The sequence below is a fragment of the Sulfitobacter dubius genome, assembly GCF_027214245.1.
Lineage (GTDB): Bacteria > Pseudomonadota > Alphaproteobacteria > Rhodobacterales > Rhodobacteraceae > Sulfitobacter > Sulfitobacter dubius_A.
Genome location: NZ_JAPWHM010000003.1, coordinates 111,914 through 132,122, shown reverse-complemented (window position 1 = coordinate 132,122; position 20,209 = coordinate 111,914). Strand labels below are relative to the sequence as shown.

The 20,209-nt window shown below is 60.7% G+C and carries 21 protein-coding genes; 13 read left to right on the top strand and 8 right to left on the bottom strand.

Annotated features, from left to right (window positions below):
- Positions 1-30 precede the first annotated feature (30 nt).
- Positions 31-978, top strand: coding sequence for a GlxA family transcriptional regulator (locus O4H31_RS07680; RefSeq protein ID WP_269344448.1), 948 nt, complete (start codon positions 31-33; stop codon positions 976-978).
- A gap of 53 nt (positions 979-1,031) precedes the next feature.
- On the opposite strand, the gene O4H31_RS07675 is transcribed toward O4H31_RS07680, so the two are convergent.
- Genes O4H31_RS07675 through O4H31_RS07660 form a run of 4 tightly spaced genes read right to left on the bottom strand, consistent with a single transcriptional unit; the run spans position 1,032 to position 4,198 of the window.
- The gene (locus O4H31_RS07675; RefSeq protein ID WP_269344446.1) at positions 1,032-1,802 is read right to left on the bottom strand and encodes an ABC transporter permease; all 771 of its coding nucleotides are present in this window, start codon (positions 1,800-1,802) and stop codon (positions 1,032-1,034) included.
- Positions 1,799-2,545 (bottom strand): ABC transporter permease, encoded by a 747-nt coding sequence (locus tag O4H31_RS07670; RefSeq protein ID WP_419723593.1) that lies wholly within the window; start codon positions 2,543-2,545, stop codon positions 1,799-1,801. The genes O4H31_RS07675 and O4H31_RS07670 overlap by 4 nt, the downstream gene beginning before the upstream one ends.
- Positions 2,546-2,560: 15 nt before the next feature.
- A complete protein-coding gene (locus O4H31_RS07665) occupies positions 2,561-3,334 on the bottom strand; it encodes a transporter substrate-binding domain-containing protein (RefSeq protein ID WP_269344442.1) in 774 nt (257 codons plus the stop codon).
- A gap of 30 nt (positions 3,335-3,364) precedes the next feature.
- On the bottom strand, positions 3,365-4,198 hold the full coding sequence (locus O4H31_RS07660; protein ID WP_269344440.1) for an ABC transporter ATP-binding protein: 834 nt from the start codon (positions 4,196-4,198) through the stop codon (positions 3,365-3,367).
- A gap of 86 nt (positions 4,199-4,284) precedes the next feature.
- Between O4H31_RS07660 and O4H31_RS07655 the strand changes: the two genes are divergently transcribed.
- The 6 genes from O4H31_RS07655 to O4H31_RS07630 all read left to right on the top strand — a co-directional run bounded on the left by O4H31_RS07655 (position 4,285) and on the right by O4H31_RS07630 (position 10,664).
- On the top strand, positions 4,285-4,932 hold the full coding sequence (locus tag O4H31_RS07655; protein WP_269344438.1) for a TetR/AcrR family transcriptional regulator: 648 nt from the start codon (positions 4,285-4,287) through the stop codon (positions 4,930-4,932).
- A complete protein-coding gene (locus O4H31_RS07650) occupies positions 4,929-6,116 on the top strand; it encodes a pyridoxal phosphate-dependent aminotransferase (protein WP_269344437.1) in 1,188 nt (395 codons plus the stop codon). The genes O4H31_RS07655 and O4H31_RS07650 overlap by 4 nt, the downstream gene beginning before the upstream one ends.
- On the top strand, positions 6,113-7,726 hold the full coding sequence (locus O4H31_RS07645) for a 5-guanidino-2-oxopentanoate decarboxylase (RefSeq protein ID WP_269344436.1): 1,614 nt from the start codon (positions 6,113-6,115) through the stop codon (positions 7,724-7,726). The genes O4H31_RS07650 and O4H31_RS07645 overlap by 4 nt, the downstream gene beginning before the upstream one ends.
- The gene (locus O4H31_RS07640) at positions 7,723-8,505 is read left to right on the top strand and encodes a dimethylarginine dimethylaminohydrolase family protein (protein ID WP_269344434.1); all 783 of its coding nucleotides are present in this window, start codon (positions 7,723-7,725) and stop codon (positions 8,503-8,505) included. The genes O4H31_RS07645 and O4H31_RS07640 overlap by 4 nt, the downstream gene beginning before the upstream one ends.
- Before the next feature lie 304 nt (positions 8,506-8,809).
- Positions 8,810-9,805, top strand: coding sequence for a zinc-binding alcohol dehydrogenase family protein (locus O4H31_RS07635; RefSeq protein WP_269344432.1), 996 nt, complete (start codon positions 8,810-8,812; stop codon positions 9,803-9,805).
- A 64-nt stretch (positions 9,806-9,869) separates the two neighbouring features.
- On the top strand, positions 9,870-10,664 hold the full coding sequence (locus tag O4H31_RS07630; protein WP_269344430.1) for an SDR family NAD(P)-dependent oxidoreductase: 795 nt from the start codon (positions 9,870-9,872) through the stop codon (positions 10,662-10,664).
- A 140-nt stretch (positions 10,665-10,804) separates the two neighbouring features.
- Here O4H31_RS07630 and O4H31_RS07625 read toward each other — a convergent pair whose 3' ends face one another.
- From O4H31_RS07625 to O4H31_RS07615, 3 genes are read right to left on the bottom strand one after another with little or no spacing between them, the layout of a single operon-like run.
- Positions 10,805-11,884, bottom strand: a complete 1,080-nt coding sequence (locus tag O4H31_RS07625; RefSeq protein WP_269344428.1) for a methyltetrahydrofolate cobalamin methyltransferase — start codon at positions 11,882-11,884, stop codon at positions 10,805-10,807.
- A 10-nt stretch (positions 11,885-11,894) separates the two neighbouring features.
- Positions 11,895-12,824 (bottom strand): methylenetetrahydrofolate reductase, encoded by a 930-nt coding sequence (locus tag O4H31_RS07620; RefSeq protein WP_269344426.1) that lies wholly within the window; start codon positions 12,822-12,824, stop codon positions 11,895-11,897.
- A 30-nt stretch (positions 12,825-12,854) separates the two neighbouring features.
- Positions 12,855-13,151: a virulence factor gene (locus tag O4H31_RS07615; RefSeq protein ID WP_093926290.1), complete on the bottom strand. Its 297-nt coding sequence runs from the start codon at positions 13,149-13,151 to the stop codon at positions 12,855-12,857.
- Positions 13,152-13,450: 299 nt separating this feature from the next.
- On the opposite strand from O4H31_RS07615, the gene O4H31_RS07610 reads away from it, so the two are divergent.
- From O4H31_RS07610 to O4H31_RS07600, 3 genes are all read left to right on the top strand, one after another.
- Positions 13,451-14,569, top strand: a complete 1,119-nt coding sequence (locus O4H31_RS07610) for a Ppx/GppA phosphatase family protein (protein ID WP_067266266.1) — start codon at positions 13,451-13,453, stop codon at positions 14,567-14,569.
- Positions 14,569-15,294, top strand: a complete 726-nt coding sequence (locus O4H31_RS07605) for an RlmE family RNA methyltransferase (protein WP_067627424.1) — start codon at positions 14,569-14,571, stop codon at positions 15,292-15,294. The genes O4H31_RS07610 and O4H31_RS07605 overlap by 1 nt, the downstream gene beginning before the upstream one ends.
- 94 nt (positions 15,295-15,388) lie before the next feature.
- On the top strand, positions 15,389-15,946 hold the full coding sequence (locus O4H31_RS07600; protein ID WP_269344421.1) for a hypothetical protein: 558 nt from the start codon (positions 15,389-15,391) through the stop codon (positions 15,944-15,946).
- Between the two features lie 323 nt (positions 15,947-16,269).
- Here O4H31_RS07600 and O4H31_RS07595 read toward each other — a convergent pair whose 3' ends face one another.
- The gene (locus O4H31_RS07595) at positions 16,270-17,187 is read right to left on the bottom strand and encodes an MBL fold metallo-hydrolase (RefSeq protein WP_269344419.1); all 918 of its coding nucleotides are present in this window, start codon (positions 17,185-17,187) and stop codon (positions 16,270-16,272) included.
- Positions 17,188-17,380: 193 nt separating this feature from the next.
- Between O4H31_RS07595 and O4H31_RS07590 the strand changes: the two genes are divergently transcribed.
- The 3 genes from O4H31_RS07590 to O4H31_RS07580 are packed head-to-tail and all read left to right on the top strand — an operon-like array spanning position 17,381 to position 19,924.
- A complete protein-coding gene (locus tag O4H31_RS07590; RefSeq protein ID WP_269344417.1) occupies positions 17,381-18,442 on the top strand; it encodes a methionine ABC transporter ATP-binding protein in 1,062 nt (353 codons plus the stop codon).
- Positions 18,432-19,106, top strand: coding sequence for a methionine ABC transporter permease (locus tag O4H31_RS07585; RefSeq protein ID WP_067629388.1), 675 nt, complete (start codon positions 18,432-18,434; stop codon positions 19,104-19,106). The genes O4H31_RS07590 and O4H31_RS07585 overlap by 11 nt, the downstream gene beginning before the upstream one ends.
- Positions 19,107-19,147: 41 nt before the next feature.
- Positions 19,148-19,924, top strand: coding sequence for a MetQ/NlpA family ABC transporter substrate-binding protein (locus O4H31_RS07580; protein WP_269344414.1), 777 nt, complete (start codon positions 19,148-19,150; stop codon positions 19,922-19,924).
- Positions 19,925-20,209 lie beyond the last annotated feature (285 nt).

The window sequence follows — 20,209 nt, the reverse complement described above, 5'->3', positions numbered from 1 at the left end:
CGGCGGATATGTGCAGTGCTAGACAGAAACATGCAGGAAAAGACAAAATCATCAGGCGAGACGGTTAAGATCGACATTCTGCTGTTCAATGGGTTCTCGAACCATTGTCTGGCCAACACTTTGGAGCCGTTTCGCGCCGCGAACAGCATCACCGGGCAGGCGCGGTATGACTGGCGCCTGCTTTCGCTTGAGGGGGGGCTAGTGCGGTCTTCTAGCGGGATGTTGGTACAGACCGAATTGGCCATGGCGACAAAGCCCCCCTGTGATTACCTCATGGTGACCGCCAGCTATGGCCATCTTGCGTTGAGCAGCAGTCGGGTTCTGTCCGCGCTGCGGGGGCTTTGCGCAAATGCGAAATGTCTGGTGGGGCTCGATATGGGGGCCTGGTTGTTGGCGGCGGCAGGGCTGTTGGACGACAGGCCCGCGACCATCCATGGGCATCTTTTCGAAAGCTTTTCAGAGACATTTCCGCAGGTAGATGCCCGGCAAGAGCGGTTTGTCATTGATGGCAATCGGATCACCTGCGGCGGTGCCATGGCGTCCTTTGATCTGGTCTTGACGTTGATCGGGGCGCACTGCGGCGAGATCTCACGGCTCGATATCGCGTCGCTTTTCTTGCATCAAAGCGATCAGCCGTTTGGAAAGGCCGACAACATGTCGGGACGGTCCAAACTGGTGTCCCGCGCGCTTGTCCTTATGGATGAGACGATCGAAGCACCGGTGTCAATTCCGACCATTGCGCGTCACTTGGGGTGTTCGCTTAAAAGCCTGCAAAGACGGTTCGCGCGCAGTTTGAATGCGACGCCGGGCCAAGTCTATCGGCACCGACGCCTGATCGCTGCGAAAAGCTTGGCCGAAGGCACCAACCTGTCGATCTCTGAGATTGCGACGCGCTGCGGTTACGAGAACGCAAGTGCCATGACACGCGCCTTCAAGGCCCAGTTTGGCACGACGCCCATGGATTTAAGGGCGGACTGATCGCGTTCTCGATCTCGTCAGAGAAGTTGGATCCCATCCAACTGCTGCCGCCGCTATCCCGGCACTTGGTTCTCGAACCGTCGGAACAACAAGGCGATGACCCCGGCGATGATCATGTAAAACACAGCCAGCAGGATCAGCGGTTCGTAGACGATAAACGTGTCCGAGCGCACACGCGAGGACACGGCATAAAGCTCGACCACCGTGATTGTCGCGACCAGAGGTGTGGCCTTGAGTTGCAGGATGGTTTCGCCACCAAGCGTTGGCAGCACGTTGCGGATCGCCTGCGGCAGCCAGATGCGGCGGAACATGGTGAAACGCGGCATGCCGAATGCGTTTGCAGCCTCAAGCTGCCCTTTGTTCACACTTGAAAACGCGCCGCGCATGACTTCACCTTCGTAGCCCGCATAAGACAGCGTCAGCGCCAGCACCGCATAGGGCCAAGCTTGGCGCAGGTAGGGCCAGAGTTCACTGCCGCGGATCCAAGGGATCTGCGGGAAAAGCGAGCCGAGGCCGTAGTAGAGCAGCCAGATCTGCAAGAGCAGGGGCGTGCCACGGATGACGGTGCAGAATATCCGGGCGGGGGCAGACAGGTACCAAGGCCCGATGGCCTGCGCGAGGCCCAGCGGGATCGCCAGAAGAAAGCCCAGCACGCATGTGACGACCAGTATCCAGATCGTGCGCCAGAGCCCTTCCAACGCCAGCGGGGCATATTCCGGTATCCAATCCCACCGCAGCGCCACGGCGCACCAGATGACCACAGCCAGCAAAAGCGCCAGCATGACAAGGCGGTGGGGCTGCATCAGAGCGCGAAAGGGGATCATCGGCTCGCTCCTTTTAGCGACGGCTGACCGCGCCGCGCCCATTTTTCGATCCGGGCAAAGACCGCGCCAGAACATAGCGTCACGATCAAATAGAGCGCGCCCGCGGCGAGGAAGAAGGTGAAATAGGCGCGCGTGCTGGCGGCGGCCTGTCGGGTCTCCAGCGTCAATTCGCTGAAGCCGACGATGGCCAGAAGCGCGGTGTCTTTGGTTGCAATCAACCACAGGTTCGCCAGACCCGGCGTGGCAAAGGACATCATCGCGGGGATCGTCACGCGGCGCAGCAGCATCAGCGGGGGCATCCCGTAAGCGCGCGCGGCCTCAATCTGGCCCGCAGGCACGGCTTGGATCGCGCCGCGCAGCACTTCGGTGGCATAGGCACCCTGCACCACGCCGAGCACCCAGATCCCGGCGACGACACCGCTAATCTCAACCCGGCCATAGCCGATGGCGCCCGAGACTTTGTTAATGAGATCGGTGCCGACGTAATAGAGGATCAAGATCAGCACCAGTTCCGGCACGGCCCGGATCACAGTCGTATAAACGGCGAGGAGGTCGCGCAGGACCACCCCGCCATAGAGCTTGCCGTAGGCCCCAAAGAGCCCGATCACCAGACCAAACCCGAAGGCGCCAAATGCGATCTGCAGAGAGTTCGCAAGCCCGCGCAACAGGTTGCCGCCCCAGCCCGGCGGGCTGAGGGACAGTAGTTGCGCACTCTCGGCAAGCCCGAGCGTTTCGAAGATCATCTCCACGATGGGCGCTTACTCTGCGTAGATGCTGGTATCGAAATAGCGCCCGGTGATCTCTTCGTGGGTGCCATCTTCTAGGATCTGCGCGATGCCTTTGTTCAGGCTTTCCCGCAGCGCTTCATCGCCCTTGCGCACGCCAGCGCCGACCCCTTGGCCCAAAATGGCCTCGTCGTTCTGCACCGATCCCTTGATCTCGCAGCAGGTGCCGATGTCGGAGTTGACGAAATCCGCCATGGCGATGCTGTCGGCCTGCGTGGCATCAATCCGACCCGAGACCAGATCCTGATTGGCTTCGTCCTGCGTCTGATAGACCCGGATCTCTGCCGCATCGCCGAAATATTCATTGGCATAGGCTTGGTGGATGGTTGAGGCTTGAATGCCGATGATCTTGCCAGCCAGCGACTCGGCCGTAGGTTCGATGTCCATTGACTTATCCGCCACGATCACCGCGGGCGTGTTGTAGTAGGGATCAGAGAAATCGATCGTTTTCTGACGCTCTTCGGTGATCGACATGGAGGCCATGATCGCATCGACCTGCTGGCCCGTCAGCGAGGGAATGATGCCGTCCCAAGCCACGGGGGTGATCACACAGTCCAACTCGGCGGCCTTGCAGACCGCGTCGATGATCTCAACTTCCCAGCCTTCCCATTCGCCGGAGGCATTGAGAGAGGCGAAGGGCGGGTAGGGTTCGGCTGCGATTCCGATCTTGACCTCTTCGGCGGCCACGGCACCGGCGCTCAGCACTGTTGTCGCGATCGCAGTCGTCATGAGTTTCTTAAATGTCATTGATAGTCTCCCTGTTTTTTTCTTGATAGTTTAGCTGACTGTCTGCAAAAACTGCCGCAGCCGTGCGGATTGAGGGTTGCCGAAAAGCTCTTCCGGCGGGCCTTGTTCTTCGATGCGCCCCTCAAAAAGGTAGACGACATGTGTCGCCACCTCGCGCGCGAATTTCATCTCGTGGGTGACCAGCAGCATAGTGCGCCCTTCGGCAGCCAAATCGCGGATCACCGTGAGCACCTCACCCACCAATTCGGGGTCGAGCGCGCTGGTGGGTTCGTCAAACAGCATCACGCTGGGTTCCACCGCAAGGGCGCGGGCAATTGCCGCGCGTTGCTGCTGACCGCCCGACAAAAACGCAGGGAAGGTATCAGCCTTATCGCCCAGTCCGACCCGCTCTAGCAGCGCCCGTGCGCGTTTGATGGCCTCGTCCCGCGGCACTTTGAGGACATGGACCGGCACCTCGATGACGTTTTCCAGCAGGGTGCGGTGGGTCCAGAGGTTGAATGCCTGAAACACCATGCCAAGGCGGGTTCGGATGCGCTCGATCTGGCGGCGGTCAACGGGGGAGCCGTCTTGGCGCATCTTGATCTCTTCACCGTTGACGATGATCTGACCCGCACTTGGGGTTTCGAGGAAATTGATGCAGCGCAGGCAGGTGGATTTGCCCGACCCGCTGCCGCCGATGATGGCGACAACATCGCCCTTTTTCGCGGTCAGTGAGACACCTTTGAGAACCTCCAATGCGCCGAAGGATTTGTGCAGGTCCGTAACTCTTATGGCCTCATTCTCCTCTGCGCTATCGGCATTGGCGTTTTCAGCTGCTTGTGTGGCTCTGACCGGCTTTCTTTGCAAAGCGTCCGCGCCCCTCATTTGATGTGTCCCAAATTTCTGTCTTGTAGTAAGGCCCGTAATTCGTAATCATGCAAGTGTATAATTAGGAAGTTCGGAATTCGCTTGTGTCGGACAGCACGCCTAAATTCAAACGTGAGCCGGCGGAGCACCGCCGGGAGGCCCTGATAAAGGCCACTCTGTCGCTGATCGCCGAAAAGGGTGTTCAGGCCGCGACGGTCCGAGCAATCGCGGCCCGTGCTGACGTGTCACAGGGTATGATCAGGCACCACTTTTCGTCGAAAGAAGACCTCATTACCGCGGCCTATGAGCATCACATGGACCGGCTCACTGACCTGACATCGGCCTTCGCGGAAGGCGATTGTAGCGCGCCGGTGGCACGGTTGGCGGCTTTTGTCGTCGGCAGCCTGACACCGCCGGTTGTTGACGCGGGGTCGGTCAGCCTTTGGGCGGGGTTTCTGACCAAGGTCCATGACGACGCGCAGATGCGCGAAAGTCACAAGCGGACCTATTACAATTTCCGGAACCGCCTTGAGGCGCTGATCGCAGCCGTATTGAAGGACGCGGGTCAGCCCACCACAGCACAAGAACTGCGCCATTTGGCCATCGCCTGCAACGCCGTGATCGACGGATTGTGGATGGAAGGCGGTGTTCTACCGAGCGCTTTTGCGCCGGATGAGCTTTCAGAAATCGGAATTCGCTCCGTCGGAGCGCTCCTCGGGATAGACCTCACCAAAGCAGGGCAACAGACATGAGAACGACAGATATCACCCGACGGCTGGCAGGTCTTGGCGGCGCAAAATGGGAAGTGCATCTAAAGGCCCGCGAACTCGCCGGACAGGGCCGTGATATAATCGAGCTGACCATCGGCGAGCCGGACGTGCCGACACCCGACGCGCTTATGGAGGTCGCGGCCGATGCAATGCGCCGGGGCCGCACTGGCTATTCTGACGGTCGGGGTGAGACAGGTCTGCGCGCCGCATTGGCCCAGCGTTATTCGCGCCGCGCGGGCCGCCGCATCACGCCGGACCAAGCCATGTGTTTTCCCGGCACGCAGACGGCGCTTTATGCCGTGCTGTTGGGCGTGGCCGAGGCGGGGCAGCAGGTTCTGGTCGGCGATCCGATGTATGCCACTTATGAAGGGGTGATCCGCTCCAGCGGTGCCGAGATGGTGCCCGTCCCGCTGCGCCCGGAAAACGGCTTTCGCCTTCATGCGGATGACATCGCCGCAAGGATCACCCCGCAGACCACGGCAATCTTGCTGACCACGCCGCATAATCCCACCGGCGCGGTCCTGACCCGGGCAGAGATAGACGCGCTTGGAGAACTGGCCATTGCCCATGACCTGTGGATTATCTCTGATGAAGTGTACGAAGAACTGATCTTTGACACCTCTGAATTCTGCTCGCCTCTGTGGCGTCCGCAACTGGCTGACCGCACCATCGTCGTCTCATCGATCTCAAAATCCCACGCCGCACCGGGCTTTCGCAGCGGTTGGTGCATAGGCCCCGAAGCCTTTACCAAGGCTCTCTTGCCGCTATCGGAGACCATGCTTTTCGGCAACCAGCCCTTTATCGCTGACATGACCGAAAAAGCGGTGCGCGAGGGGTCGCCCGTGGCTGATGGAATGAAGCAACGCTTTGCCGCCCGCGCCGAGCGTTTGCACCGCCGGCTGTCGCAAGAGAGCCCGTTGAAGGTGCACCAGCCGGATGCGGGCATGTTTGCAATGATCGACGTGTCGGCCACCGGAATGAGCGGCACCGACTATGCCATGCACCTGCTTGAGCAGGCTGGCGTGGCGGTCATGCCCGGTGCGTCCTTTGGGGAAACGCTCGCTGCTTGGGTGCGTGTGGCGCTAACGACCGGCGACGCGGCCTTTGATGCGGCCTGTGATCGGATCATACGGCACGCCGCGCAATTGCAACTGGAAACGGCATGACCAGTGTCGGCGAAGCGCTGGTCGCCCAGCTTTCACAGCGCGGCGTCGACTGTGTTTTTGGTATCCCCGGCGTGCACACGATCGAGCTTTACCGGGGCTTGGCGGCTTCGGGCATCCGCCATGTGACGCCCCGGCACGAACAGGGCGCGGGCTTCATGGCGGATGGCTATGCACGGGTCTCCGGCAAACCCGGTGTTGCCTTTGTCATCACGGGGCCGGGACTGACCAACACGCTAACCGCGATGGGCCAAGCCCGCGCGGATTCCGTGCCGATGCTGGTGATCTCTGGCGTCAACACGCTGCCCAGCCTTGGCAAGGGCAGGGGCCATCTGCACGAGCTGCCGGATCAACGGGCGATGGCACGGACCGTCGCGCTGATCTCCGAGCGGGTTGAGACCGCCGATGAACTTGCCCCCATGCTCGACCGGGTCTTTAAGCCGTTCCAGTTAGGCCGACCGGGGCCCACACATCTTGAGATACCGCTGGACGTGGCTGGCGCGCCCTATACCGCCGAAGCGCCCTCTATTTCTGCCACCGCTGTGACACCCCCGTCTGCCCAACAAATCTTAGAAGCAGCCGCGATATTGGCGGAGTGCAAGGCGCCCCTGATCCTTGCCGGTGGCGGCGTGCGAAAAGCCGGGACTGCGCTGCAGGCCCTCGCCGAAAAGCTAGGCGCGCCGGTGGTGCAAACGGTGAATGCCCGCGGCGTAATGTTCGAACATCCTTTGGGCGTTCCGGCCAGCCCCAGCCTGCAAACCGTGCGGGCACTGATCGCGCAGTCGGACGTGGTACTGGCCTTGGGCACCGAATTGGGCCCGACCGATTATGATATGTACGCCTCCGGCACCATGCCCGAGATCCAAAGGCTCATCCGCGTCGATATTTGCGCTGAACAGCTTTCCCGCCATGCCGCCGAACTGTCGATACACGGCGATGCGGCTCTCGCAATTGACGCGCTGAATGCCGCAATCGACGGCGGTAACGCGCTAGACGGGGCAGCGCGGGCGGCCAAGGCCCGCCGCAAGGCGTTTGAAGAGATCGGCCCGGAGATGCGTGCGGCTTACGACACCCTCGCAGAAGTGCGCGGGGCGGTTCCGGGGGCGATCATCGTCGGCGATTCCGCCCAGCCGATCTATGCGGGCAACCTTTACTACGATCACGACCGCCCCGGCGGCTGGTTCAACGCCGCCACCGGCTTTGGCGCGCTTGGCTATGGCATCCCCGCGGCAATCGGGGCGGCGCTGGCCGCACCCGACACGCCGGTGATCTGCATCGCAGGCGATGGCGGCGCGCAGTTCAGCCTGCCGGAATTGATGTGCGCGGTGCAAGAAAACCTGCCGATTTGCTTCATCATCTGGAACAACCACGGCTATCAGGAAATCGCCACCTCCATGCAGGACGCGGGGGTGAGCGTCGTCGGATGTGACCCGGCCCCGCCGGACTTTGCCGCCGTCGCTCAATCCTGCGGCTTGCCCTTTTGGCGCTGCGATACGCAAGCCGGCGCCGTTGCAGATGCGCTGCGCGCGGCCACCGCGACTGGTGGGCCGACGCTCATTGAAATTCAGGCCCAGCCATCCCCCCGCGCCCGCAAACAAGAGAGCACAACATGACAGACCCCACCTATGAATTCACCCGTGCCTTCACCCGCCGCCCCGCCGCCAGCATCGTCGATGGTCTGCGCGCCCAGGACATCGGCACCCCCGATCTTGCACAGATGGAAAAGGCCCATGCGCATTACGTTGCCACATTGAAAGAAACCGGCGCTGAGGTGATCGAACTGCCCGCGCTGGACGCCTTTCCCGATTCCGTCTTTGTTGAGGATACCGCGCTTTGTTTGCCAAAGGGTGCCGTTCTGATGCGCCCCGGCGCACCGAGCCGCATGGGAGAGGTGGCCGAAATGGCGCCGACCCTGAGCACCCTCTACAGTGATCTGCGCCAAATCGAAGGCCCCGGCCATATCGAAGGAGGCGACATTCTGGTCACCGGGCGCGAGATCTTGGTGGGCAGATCAGACCGCACCGATGCCGAAGGCGTGGCCGAGCTCACGCGGATCGTCTCGGACTGGGGCTATAGCCTCCGCGAGGTCTTTACACCGCCCGGCGTGCTGCATTTCAAGACCGATTGCTCGCTGCTCGACGGGGACACCATCCTCAGCACCAAACGGCTTGACGCTTCGGGCTGTTTCGAAGGTTACCGCGTGCTGCACACCGCCGAGGGCGAAGAGGCCGCCGCCAATAGCATCCGGTTTAACCAATATGTGCTCTGTCCTGCGGGCTTCCTCCGCACCGCAGAAATGTTGACGAAGGCAGGCTTTGAAGTGGTCGAGATCAGTAATGCGGAATGCGCCAAACTGGACGGCGGCATGTCGTGCCTGTCGCTAAGGTTCTGATACTGAGGGTCGCTTGGAAGGTTTGATCCGCTTGGATAAGTGCAGCGTTCTGCGGTGACGCATGTTTTCGTGCAGAGGGGGGCGAAGGTCAGGCTTTCGGCGATATGAGTTGATGCGGTTTGACCGTCCTGCAGTCGACTGCTTTTGACTTTGGGACCCTCTGCGAGTGCGCACCGCGCAGGCGCTTTTGGTCCCCATTATCCAGCATTTCGATAAACTCAATCCGGTTTCGCCCCGGTTTATACAGTCCGGCGAACTGATACCTTTCGTTCAACGACGAAATTCGGACAGAAGGACAATCGAAATGAAAGCCATCGGCTATAACACCACCGGCGCGGCAGAGGTTTTGGAGGCGTTTGAAATCGACCGACCCACGCCGGGGCCGGGCGATCTTTTGGTCGAGGTAAGGGGCATCTCTGTCAATCCGGTGGATGTGAAGCTGCGCGCGCTTTCCACTCCGGATGGCGGCCCAAAGGTCTTGGGGTTCGACGCGGCGGGGGTGGTCGTCGACTTGGGCTCAGAGGTTACGGATTTCGCCATCGGGGATGCGGTGTTCTATGCCGGGGATGTGATCCGTGCAGGCACAAACGCCGCTTTTCATGCGGTTGATGCCCGGATCGTGGGGCGAAAGCCGGAAACGCTTGATTTCGCCGAGGCCGCCAGTCTGCCGCTGACCGCGATCACCGCATGGGAAATGCTGTTCGATGCTTTCCGGCTGACGGAAGGGGCCGGTGAGGGGCAGGCGCTTTTGGTGATTGGCGGAGCCGGGGGCGTGGGGTCGATCCTTATCCAATTGGCCAAGGCGCTGACTGGATTAACCGTGATCGCCACCGCGTCGCGTCCGGAAACCCAAGACTGGGTGCGCAAGATGGGGGCGGATCATGTGGTGGATCACCGGGGTGATCTGGTAGCGCAGCTTGCCGATCTCAACCTCACCCCCAGCTATGTTGCCGCGCTGACGGCCACGGACATGCATTGGCCAGCCATCATCGAAGCCATTGCCCCGCGCGGCCAGATCGCATTGATCGACGACCCCGAGACGCTGGACATGAAAGCAGCGAAACCCAAAGCTTTGAGCGTGCATTGGGAGTTTATGTTCACAAGGTCGATGTTCCAGACCGAAGACATGACCGCGCAGCGTGACCTGTTGAATCGGGTGGCGCAGATGATCGACGCGGGCAGGTTGCAATCTACCGTGACCGAACATGCGGGCGTGATAAATGTAGAGAACCTTCGCGCCGCCCATCTGCGGCAAGAAAGCGGGCGGGTGATCGGCAAGCAGGTTTTGGGCGGTTGGTGATCGCCCGACCAACGCATCCCGCGCCATCGCAGAGACGCGCAGAGACCCCGATAAGGAGAAAGCCATGACAAAGACCATCCTCATCACCGGCGCGACCGACGGCATCGGTCTGTTGACGGCAAAGAAACTTAGCGGGCAGGGGCACACCGTGCTGCTGCACGGGCGCAGCGCCGAAAAATTAAGCGCATCGGCGGCAGAGGTGGGCGGCACCCCCCAGACCTACCGCGCAGATCTGTCGCAGTTGGATGAGGTCGCGGCATTGGCAGAGGCGCTGCGCATCGATCACAGCCAGATCGACGTGGTGATCAACAACGCAGGTGTCCTGAAACTGCCCGATCCGCGCACCGAAGCGGGGCTAGACGCGCGCTTTGTGGTTAACACATTAGCGCCCTATCTGCTGGTGCAACTCTTGCTGCCGGTACTGCCCAAAGCGGGCCGGGTGGTGAACCTTTCCTCTGCCGCGCAGGCACCGGTGGATGTGGCCGCCCTTCGGGGCAACGGCACCTTGGACGATATGGCAGCCTATGCGCAGAGCAAATTGGCGATCACAATCTGGACGCAGGAAATGGCCCGGGCGCATCAGGATGGCCCGCTCTTCATCGCGGTGAATCCCGGGTCGCTGTTGGCCTCCAAAATGGTGAAGGAAGGTTTTGGCGTTGCTGGAAATGACCTGAGTATCGGCGCCGACATCCTTTGCCGTGCCGCGCTTTCGGAAGATTTCTCAAAGGCCTCGGGAAAGTATTTCGACAATGATATAGGCGGCTTTAATGAACCGCATAGTGCCGCAGCGGACGCCGACCATGTCGCTGCGGTTATGGCCGCGATCCAAGAGCTCGTGAGCCAGAACCGGGCGGACTAGCTCTTGAAGGGGCCGTCGCCGTCGGGATGGCGCCCGATTTCCGCCGTTTACCTATCTGAAATAACGGCTCTCCATGAATGCCGACAACAAAAGGCCCCGCACAGCGATGCTGGCGGGGCCTTTCATCGTTCCGAGCGGGCTCAGCGGCGGCGGCGACCGCCGGTGCGGCCCGCGCGGCCTCGGCCTTCTTGGCCGGCCTTGGGGGCGACTTTGTTGAACTCGATCCATGCGCTGCCATGGGGGTCACGGTCAAAGAGGAAGTTGGCGGCGCGGATGGCCTCCATCTCCTTGCCCGGACGGGGCTTGGTTGATCCCAGATTAAAGAGCGTCACGAAGGTCTCGTCATCCATCCCTTCGGGCAGGATGATCCCCGCGGCGGCCATCTCGGCGCGCTTTTCGGCGATCTTGGTGGCGTTGAGCGGCACGGCCACCGGGTTCATGATCGCGCTGGTCATGCCAGCACCCATCGCCATTGGCAGGAAGGCGTTGTTGATCCCGTGGCGGTTGGGCAGACCAAAAGAAATGTTCGACGCACCGCAGGTGGTGTTCACGCCCAATTCCTCACGCAGGCGGCGCACAAGGGTAAAGACCTGATGGCCCGCCGTTGCCATGGCGCCAATCGGCATAACCAGAGGGTCGACCACGATGTCATGGGCGGGGATGCCGAAATCGGCCGCACGTTCGACGATCTTTTTCGCCACGGCGAAACGCACATCCGGGTCTTCGGAAATGCCGGTGTCGTCGTTGGAGATCGCCACCACCGGCACGTTGTATTTCTTGACCAAGGGCAGGACCAGTTCCAGCCGCTCTTCTTCGCCGGTCACCGAGTTCAACAGCGGGCGGCCTTCGCAGGCCTGCAAGCCTGCCTCGAGCGCGCCGGGGACCGAACTGTCGATACAGATCGGCGCGTCGACGGCATTTTGCACCACTTTGATCAGTTCCGGCATCAGCATCGGCTCGACAAAGTTGTTGTCAGCATAGCGCGGGTCTTCGGCCATCTTGTTGGAAAAAACCGCCCCCGAGTTCACATCCAGCACCGTGGCACCGGCGGCGACCTGTGCGATGGCATCGGCCTCGACCCGCGAAAAATCGCCTTGCTCAAGCTCTTGGCTGAGAATCTTGCGGCCCGTGGGGTTGATCCGCTCTCCGATCACGCAAAACGGCTCGTCAAAGCCGATGACGGCGGTCTTGGTCTTGGATTCGATGACGGTTCTGGTCATGTAACTTCCTTTAGGCTGCGTCGGCGGGCACCCCAGAGGCGCCGCCATTCTCTTGGACCCATGTGGCGCTCGTTTTGATCCCGCCCAGCGGGAAAAGATGCACATGGGTGATGTTGAAATCCGGGTGTGCTGCCTTGTAGGCGGCCAATTCACTGATCACATCTGCAGGCTCATAGGGCAACAGCAGCTTGGTTACATCCATCGCCCGCTTTTGCAGCACCTTGAGCGAGGGGCCGACACCGCAGGCAATGGCGAATTTAATAAGGGTTTGCAGTTTGGCAGGGCCAGCGATGCCGATGTGAATGGGCAGGGTGATGCCTGCGGCCTTGAGGCTGTCGGCCCATTCGATGATTGGCTCCGCTTCAAAGGCGAATTGCGTGGCGATGGCCATTTCTGCATCGGTGCGGGTCTGGAAATCGTTCTTCCATTTCAGCGCGGCATCGACGTTCAGTCGGCCTCCATCGGCGTCGATGTCGCGGTTGCCCTCGGGGTGGCCGGCGACATGCAGACGGGTAAAGCCAGCCTTGTCGAACAGCCCCGTTTCCATCAGCTGCATCGAGTCGCTGAAATCCCCCGCCGGGGTGGTGACACCGCCCGCGAGCAGCAACGCTTGGCGCACATCGGCTTCGCCCTGATAGCGGGCGATCCAGTCGGCCAGCGTGGCGCGGTCCTTGATGATGCGGGCCGGGAAATGCGGCATGACCTTGAAGCCATCGGCGTTTAGCCGCGCGGCGGTGGCGACCATATCTTCAATCGGGGTGCCGTCGATATGGGCGATATAGACACGGGTGTGCTCTGGCAGCAGAGCGCGAAAATCTTCGACCTTCTCGGCGGTGCGGGGCATCACCTCGATCGAATAATCTTTCAACAGCGCCTCGACTTCGGCCACCGGCGCCTGCGGGGCCGGTGTTTCCTTTTTGCGGAAGTTCAAAAGTGCCATGAGCGTGTCCTTGATCATAGGGCTGGCAGGCTATGCCCAGCCGTCGTTGTCAATCAGTTGCTTAATCCGGTCGCGGTCGTATTCCGCGTCGATCCGGGCGGCTTCGGCGTCGGCGATGGCATCGGGGTCGCCCTCAACCTCAAAGGGTTCCGCCTTGCGCCATTCCGCCAGATAGGCGTCGGTATCCTCGGCGCCAATCTTCATAGCCGCGCGGTCAATCGCCTGCTCAAAGCGTTCGGGCAGGGGGCGTTTCGAACCACGGCGGCCTTTGCCGACGATCACCTGAGCGGGGATATCGCGCCAGTAAACGATGGTGACTGCGGGCATGGGACGATTCCTCCGGTTTAAACCTGTCTAACGAGCGTCGCGGTCAGGACAGGGCCGTTTTTCGACGAAACACGACCCATCCGCGACTTGGCGCTGGTGATAGCGCATCGGGCGGGCCATCACGAGGGCCCTGTGCCCCCATTATTCTCAAGATGATTGTGAGGTGGTCCTGAGATGCCGAAAGGTAGGGGGGCATGGCGCAGGACGCCGCGGAAATTGGCCCAAGGCACCGCGACCACTTGCACCGGCCCGGCGCAGGGAATACCTTGGGGGCAACTCGATATGAAAGGCGCGTAACCATGGCGCCACAGCGTCCCAAAGGTGCGGGTGCGCTCGACAAAGACATCCCGGCTCTGAGCCCCGCGCCAGTTCCGCCCAGATCTAATGAGCTATATGCGGCCCTAGATCTGGGTACAAATAGCTGCCGCATGTTGATCGCCCAGCCTCGTGGCAGCGGTTTCCATGTGGTGGACAGTTTCTCAAAATCGGTCCAATTGGGTGCCGGTTTGGAAAAAACCGGGCGTTTGTCGCGCGGATCGATGGCGCGCACCATCCAAGCATTGCGGATCTGTCAGCAGAAATTGCGCCGCAACAAGGTGCAAAACATGCGGCTTGTGGCGACCGAAGCCTGTCGCCGCGCACAGAATGGCGCAGAGTTCATGCGTCGTATCCAGCGCGAGACGGGTCTCAAGCTCGATATCATCCGCCCCGAGGAAGAAGCCCAACTTGCCGTGATCTCTTGCGCGCCTCTGGTCAGCCGCAAAACGGAGAACCTGCTGGTGGTCGACATCGGCGGCGGCTCTACCGAGCTTGTCTGGATCGACATCTCCAAGGTCCCTCGGGCGGATCGCGCCCGGTCGATCATGCGGCTTCAGGGCGGCTTCTATCAGGCGAAATCGGATGTGCCCGCCGCGCGGGTGGTGGATTGGATCAGCGTGCCGCTAGGCGTGGCGACGCTGCGCGACCAATTCTCTGATGTTGAAGACGACGCCGCGCGGTTTGCCTTGATGAGCTGGTTTTTCGAAGAGAACCTCACCGATTTCACACCCTATCAGACGATCCAGTCGCAAAAGCGGTTTCAGATCGTCGGCACCTCGGGCACCGTTACCACTGTGGCGGCAAGCCACTTGAACCTGAAACGCTATGACCGGACCAAGGTCGATGGCCTCAGCATGACCAGCGCGCAGATCGACAAGGTGATCCACTCCTATATTGCCATGGGTCCGGGCGGACGACGCGCGGATCCCCGGATCGGGCAAGACCGCGCCGCGCTGATCATGTCGGGCGCCGCGATCTTACAGGCCTTGATGCGCTGCTGGCCGACCGACAGGCTTTCAGTTGCGGATCGCGGTCTGCGCGAAGGCCTGCTATATGCACAGATGAGCGCCGATGGCGTATTAGAAGAAGGGGTCTTTTGATGGCCAAGACACCGGACGGAAAAAACACCTCGGGGCGCGGTCAGCGTGACCTCAAGGTCAAGGTTAAATCCGCACGCGGGCGCAAGCTCAGTTCCACCCGCTGGTTGCAGCGGCAGTTAAACGATCCATATGTCAAACGCGCGCAGGCCGAAGGCTATCGCGGGCGGGCGGCTTATAAGATTATGGAACTGGACGATAAATATCGTTTCCTTGTCCCCGGTGCACGGGTGGTGGACCTTGGCGCCGCGCCGGGCGGTTGGTGTCAGGTCGCGGTCAAACGCTGCAATGTGCTGGGCGAGAAGAAGGGCAAGACGCAGGGCACCATTCTGGGCGTCGACCTGCAAGAGATGGAGCCGATCGCGGGGTGTGAGCTGCACCAGCTCGACTTTATGGAAGACGACGCTGACCTCAAGGTAAAGGAATGGCTGGGCGGCAAGGCGGATGTGGTCATGTCCGACATGGCGGCGGCCTCTTCGGGGCACAAGCAGACTGACCACCTGCGCATCATTTCACTCTGCGAGGCGGCGGCCTATTTCGCTTTCGACGTTTTGGAAGAGGGCGGCACATTCGTGGCCAAGGTGTTGGCGGGGGGCGCGGAGGGCGAGTTGCAAAAGCTGCTCAAGCGCCGTTTCACCAAGGTTGCCAATATCAAACCGCCCGCAAGCCGACCGGATTCATCAGAGAAATTCGTTGTGGCAACGGGGTTTAAGGGCGAAGAGGTTTAAGCGGTCATCGCCGTTCATGAGGCGTAAACCAATCGAACGCTAGGGTGTAGCTCTCCCGCGGTCTTCGCGCCGCTAACCTCATGAGGGCTCCCCGATGCTTCGACACCTGCCACTTGTATCGCTCATCTTCATCCTGTGTTCCGGGCTCAAGGTTACCGCGTCCGAAGTGCCTTGGGCGCTGAACGATTATATCGACCGGGATCTGCTGTCTTGGGTCAATGATGCCCGCATCGTTGACGCGATTGCGCAGCAGAACCAGCGACACCGTGAGATGAATGTCTTGGCCGCCGCGTCTGCCGCAGCGACTGCGCAGGTCACCCCGACGAGCCAAGCAAGGGCTCCTGTGGCAGCAGCCTTTTTAGCGGCGCAGATTGCCCGCGCCAAAGGTCAGATCGCCGAGGTGGCGCTGCTCGATGCCTATGGGTTGACCGTGGTCACCAGCGGCACCGCATCGGTCTATTTCAAAGGCGGCAAGCCCAAGAACAGCAATCGTTTTACGCCACCTTCGGGGGTGTTTGTAATCGATCAAGTGGCCATAGATGAAAGCTCCAAAGCGCATCAAAGCCGCGTTTCGATGCCCATTACAGAACCATCCAACGGAGCGATCATCGGGGTAATCACTGTGGAGTTGGAAGCGGCTGCCTTTTTCTGATGCCACCCTATGCGTGGGCGTGATCCGGCTTCGGAACTGCTATTCGCGAGCGCCATGCCAATAACAATCAAACCATGAAGGTCAAATCTGGGTCTAGCGAATATGCCGAAACAACCCCTTCAACGGTCGCGATGAAGCCTGACTGTTGTTATGGCTCGCATTTTCATAGGTCTAAGGGGCGGTCGCGCAGACGACAGAGCGCGCGCCGAAGACAACCTTAAAGGGTTTAATCTAGAGCGGCGAGGCGGGGTATCTGTCCGCGATAACCTCGTCCGTCGTGGAGTTTTAGGCGAGCAGCAGAACGGTGATGCAAACGAACCGCTTCATCGCGCGGCCCCGACGAAACGAAAGCCCGCGCCAAGGCGTTCAACCCGGCCCAGACCGCCCTGCGGCAGGTGAAAGCCCATCAGCCACATCTGTTCGTCTGCCAGCCGGTCCAGTAACCGCTGGCGGGTTTCGGCGCCGCGCTCGGGGTCTTGGTCCGATCCGCTGGCCCAACCGGGCCGGGCAAAGGCAAGATGGTGATTGCCGATGGCATCGCCGCCGATCATCAGCGCGTCACTGCCGCCGCCCAGCAGAAACGACATATGCCCGGGCGTATGCCCGAAACTCGCCTGTGCCATGATGCCGGGCAGCACTTCATCGCCGTCGGAGAAATAGGTCACCCGGTCCTCGATCGCCGCCAACCGCCGCGCGGCTCCGACGGCAAAGGCGGCGCGGGCTGCGCCGATTGTGTCCACGGTTGCCGGATCGCGCCAATAGTCCCATTCGACCTGACCCATGTGGTAGCGCGCATTGGGAAAGACCAGATCGTCGAAATCGTCCAGCACGCCCCAAAGGTGATCCGGGTGGCCATGCGTGAAAACAACGTCGGTCACTGCCTCCGGGGTGACGCCCGCCGCGTCCAAACTCTCTGAAAGCGACCCGGCCGACGGCATAAAGCCTGGGCCAGCGCCCGCGTCGAAAAGGATCACACGTTCGCCATTGCGCAAAAGCGCCAAGTTGCAGGGCGGCGCCAACTGGTCCTTGGGAAGATCAAAGGGGGCCAAAACCTGCGCCAGTTCCTCCTGCGGCAAACCTTCAAAGAAGAAACTGCGCGGGAGCACCAGATTGCCGTCGCTCACACTGACAAGCTCATACCCACCGATCTGGGCAGAGGTCAGGGCAAAGGCACGCAGCGGGCCATGGGCAAGGGCTGCCGCGCCCATCCCTGCCAGCACCGTCCGTCTGTTGACCTTCATCTTATGCCCCCCCCTGCATTTATTCCGATTCGTGAATATAATTATCCTCATCCGATGACGGCACAAGGGGCGAATGCCCCGGCATGAGATAAGCTTGGAAAACAAGGCAGCTATGCATGATCGTGGCTTGCATCGGGGGCAGGGGTTCTATCTAGGGGACACCACTCGAAACCTACCCCGACCCGGACGGAAAATGACTGATATCACAACAGAAGGTGCCTCAATTGCCTTTGACAAGGTCGGCAAGGCCTTTACCAAAGCAGGCGGGGCGACCGTGAACGCGCTTGAGGGGATATCCCTCGACGTGGCACCGGGCTCGATCACCGGGATTATCGGGCGTTCGGGGGCAGGCAAATCGACCTTGCTGCGCATGGTCAACGGGTTGGAGCGTCCGACCACCGGCAATGTGCTGGTCGGCGGTAAGGATGTCAGCACCGCCAAAGGCGGCAAACTACGCGCGATCCGACGTGACGTTGGCATGATTTTTCAACATTTTAACCTGCTCTCTTCACGTACCGTGGCGGGCAATATCGCGCTGCCGCTCGAAGTGGCTGGGATGCCGAGCGCGCAGATCAAACCGCGTGTGGCGGACCTTATCGACCGGGTCGGGCTAAGCGCGCAGGCGGGGCGCTATCCGGCAGAGCTTTCGGGCGGACAGAAACAGCGGATCGGCATCGCGCGCGCCTTGGCCACCGGGCCGAAAGTGTTGCTCTCGGACGAGGCGACCTCGGCTCTGGACCCTGAGACCACCCAAACGGTTCTATCGCTTTTGAAGGACATCAACCGCGATCTGGGGCTGACGATCCTGCTGATCACCCATGAGATGGCCGTAGTGCGCGACATCGCGAGCCATGTGGCGGTGATCGACGCGGGCCGGATCGTCGAACATGGGGCCACCTATGACATCTTCACCGCGCCGCAACACGCGACGACGCGGTCCTTCCTTTCGGGCGTGACCGGCGTCACCCTGCCTGCCTTTGTCAAAGAACGGCTGACCCAAACCGCCCCTGCAACGGGCGGCGAAGAGGTGATCCGCGTCACCTTTGCAGGCGCCCATGCCACCGATCCGATGTTGGCACGGTTGACGCAGGATATGGGCATTCCGGTCAATATCCTTGCGGGCGCTGTCGAAGAGGTCGGAACACGGCCCTTCGGCAACCTGCTGGTGTCTCTGCCGGTGGCGCAGGCCGCCCAAGCGCGCGTCTTTTTGGAACAACACGGGCTTCTGACGGAGGTGCTGGGCTATGTCGGCTAATCTGATTAACCTTTTGATCGAAGCGACGGGGCAAACGCTCTATATGGTGGCGGTATCCGCGATCCTTGGCACGGTATTTGGCCTGCCTCTGGGGCTGTTTCTAGCCACCTCGCAACGCGGGGAACTGTTGTCCGCGCCTTGGGTAAACAAGGTGCTCGGGCTGGTGGTAAACGCCACGCGCTCTGTGCCGTTTATCATTCTCGTCGTGGCGATCATTCCCTTTACCCGGATGGTGGCCGGCACCTCTATTGGCACTACGGCGGCCATCGTGCCGCTCACCATTGCGACGGTCCCCTTCATCGCGCGTCTGGTGGAAAACGCTATCCGTGAAGTCGATTCCGGGTTGATCGAGGCCGCCCGCGCGATGGGTGCGACGCCGCTGCAGATCATCCGCAAAGTGCTGCTGCCCGAAGCGCTCCCCGGCATCACGCTGGGCCTGACCTTGGCGATTGTCAGCCTGATCGGCTATTCCGCCATGGTCGGGGCCGTAGGGGGCGAAGGGCTGGGAGACCTTGGTATTCGATATGGATATCAACGGTTTATGCCTGACGTTATGGCAATCGTCGTGATCATCCTTATCGTCTTGGTGCAGCTTGTGCAGTCCATCGGCGAGCGTATCGCCAGCGCCGTGGACAAACGGGCCACCAAAAGCGGCGGCCAATAGGCCGCGCCTTACACCCGCTCTCTCAATCTAAGGAGACTACTATGCTTCGTCTTACGACACTTACCTCTGTTCTGGCGCTGATGGCCACCGGTCTTGCCGCCGAGGAAATTAAAGTCGGCGTTTCCCCCGGCGAACACGCCGAGATCATGGAGGAGGTCGCCCGTATCGCTGAGCCGATGGGCTTGGACATCGATGTGGTCGAATTCTCTGACTACGTGGTCCCGAACCAAGCGCTGGCCGATGGCGACATTCAGGCCAACTCGTTCCAGCACGTGCCCTATCTTGAAGCGCAGATGAAAGACCGCGGCTTTGAGTTGAGCGTCGTTGGCAACACCATCACGACCCCCATGGGTGTCTATTCGGACAAGATCACCGCGCTTGCCGATCTGGAAGAAGGAGCCACATTCGGCATCCCGAACGATCCCACAAACGGTGGCCGCGCGCTGCTGGTCCTGCAAGAACTGGGTCTGATCAAGGTGGATGAGGCTGCAGGTCTGGTGCCGACCGTGCTCGACATCACCGAGAACCCCAAGGACCTGTCCTTCAAAGAGCTTGATGCCGCCCAACTGCCGCGGTCGCTGGCCGATCTGGATGCGGCCTTGATCAATACCAACTACGCGATTGCCTCGGGTCTGAGCCCCAAAGAAGATTCTATTGCGATGGAAAGCGCCGAGAACCCATATGTGAACGTCATCGCCGTGCGCAAAGGCGACGAAGAAGCCGTATGGGTTGAGACACTGCTCAAGGCCTATCATTCCGATGAAATCAAAGCCTTCATCGATGAAAGCTATCAGGGCACCGTTATCACCTCTTGGTAAACGCGCGCTCTCAGAGCGTCACAACAGACTTGACCCGCCCCGCGCGGGTCAAGATCACCATGGCCCCAAAGGGGGCGGCATTTCGGCGCGTTAGGACTCCCTCTCCAATTAGGTTGAGTCTGACTATCGGCCAAAACCATTAAATTTCTGTTTAGGAATACCGCGTAGCTCTCGCCTATCGTTGCGAGGGGCAAAAGTGCCCCCGGCTAAATTCTACGCAGACTTCTTAACATGAAAATTATGTTGCGTTGCGGCGCGAGAATTTTGTTGAAAAGTTCAATTTCA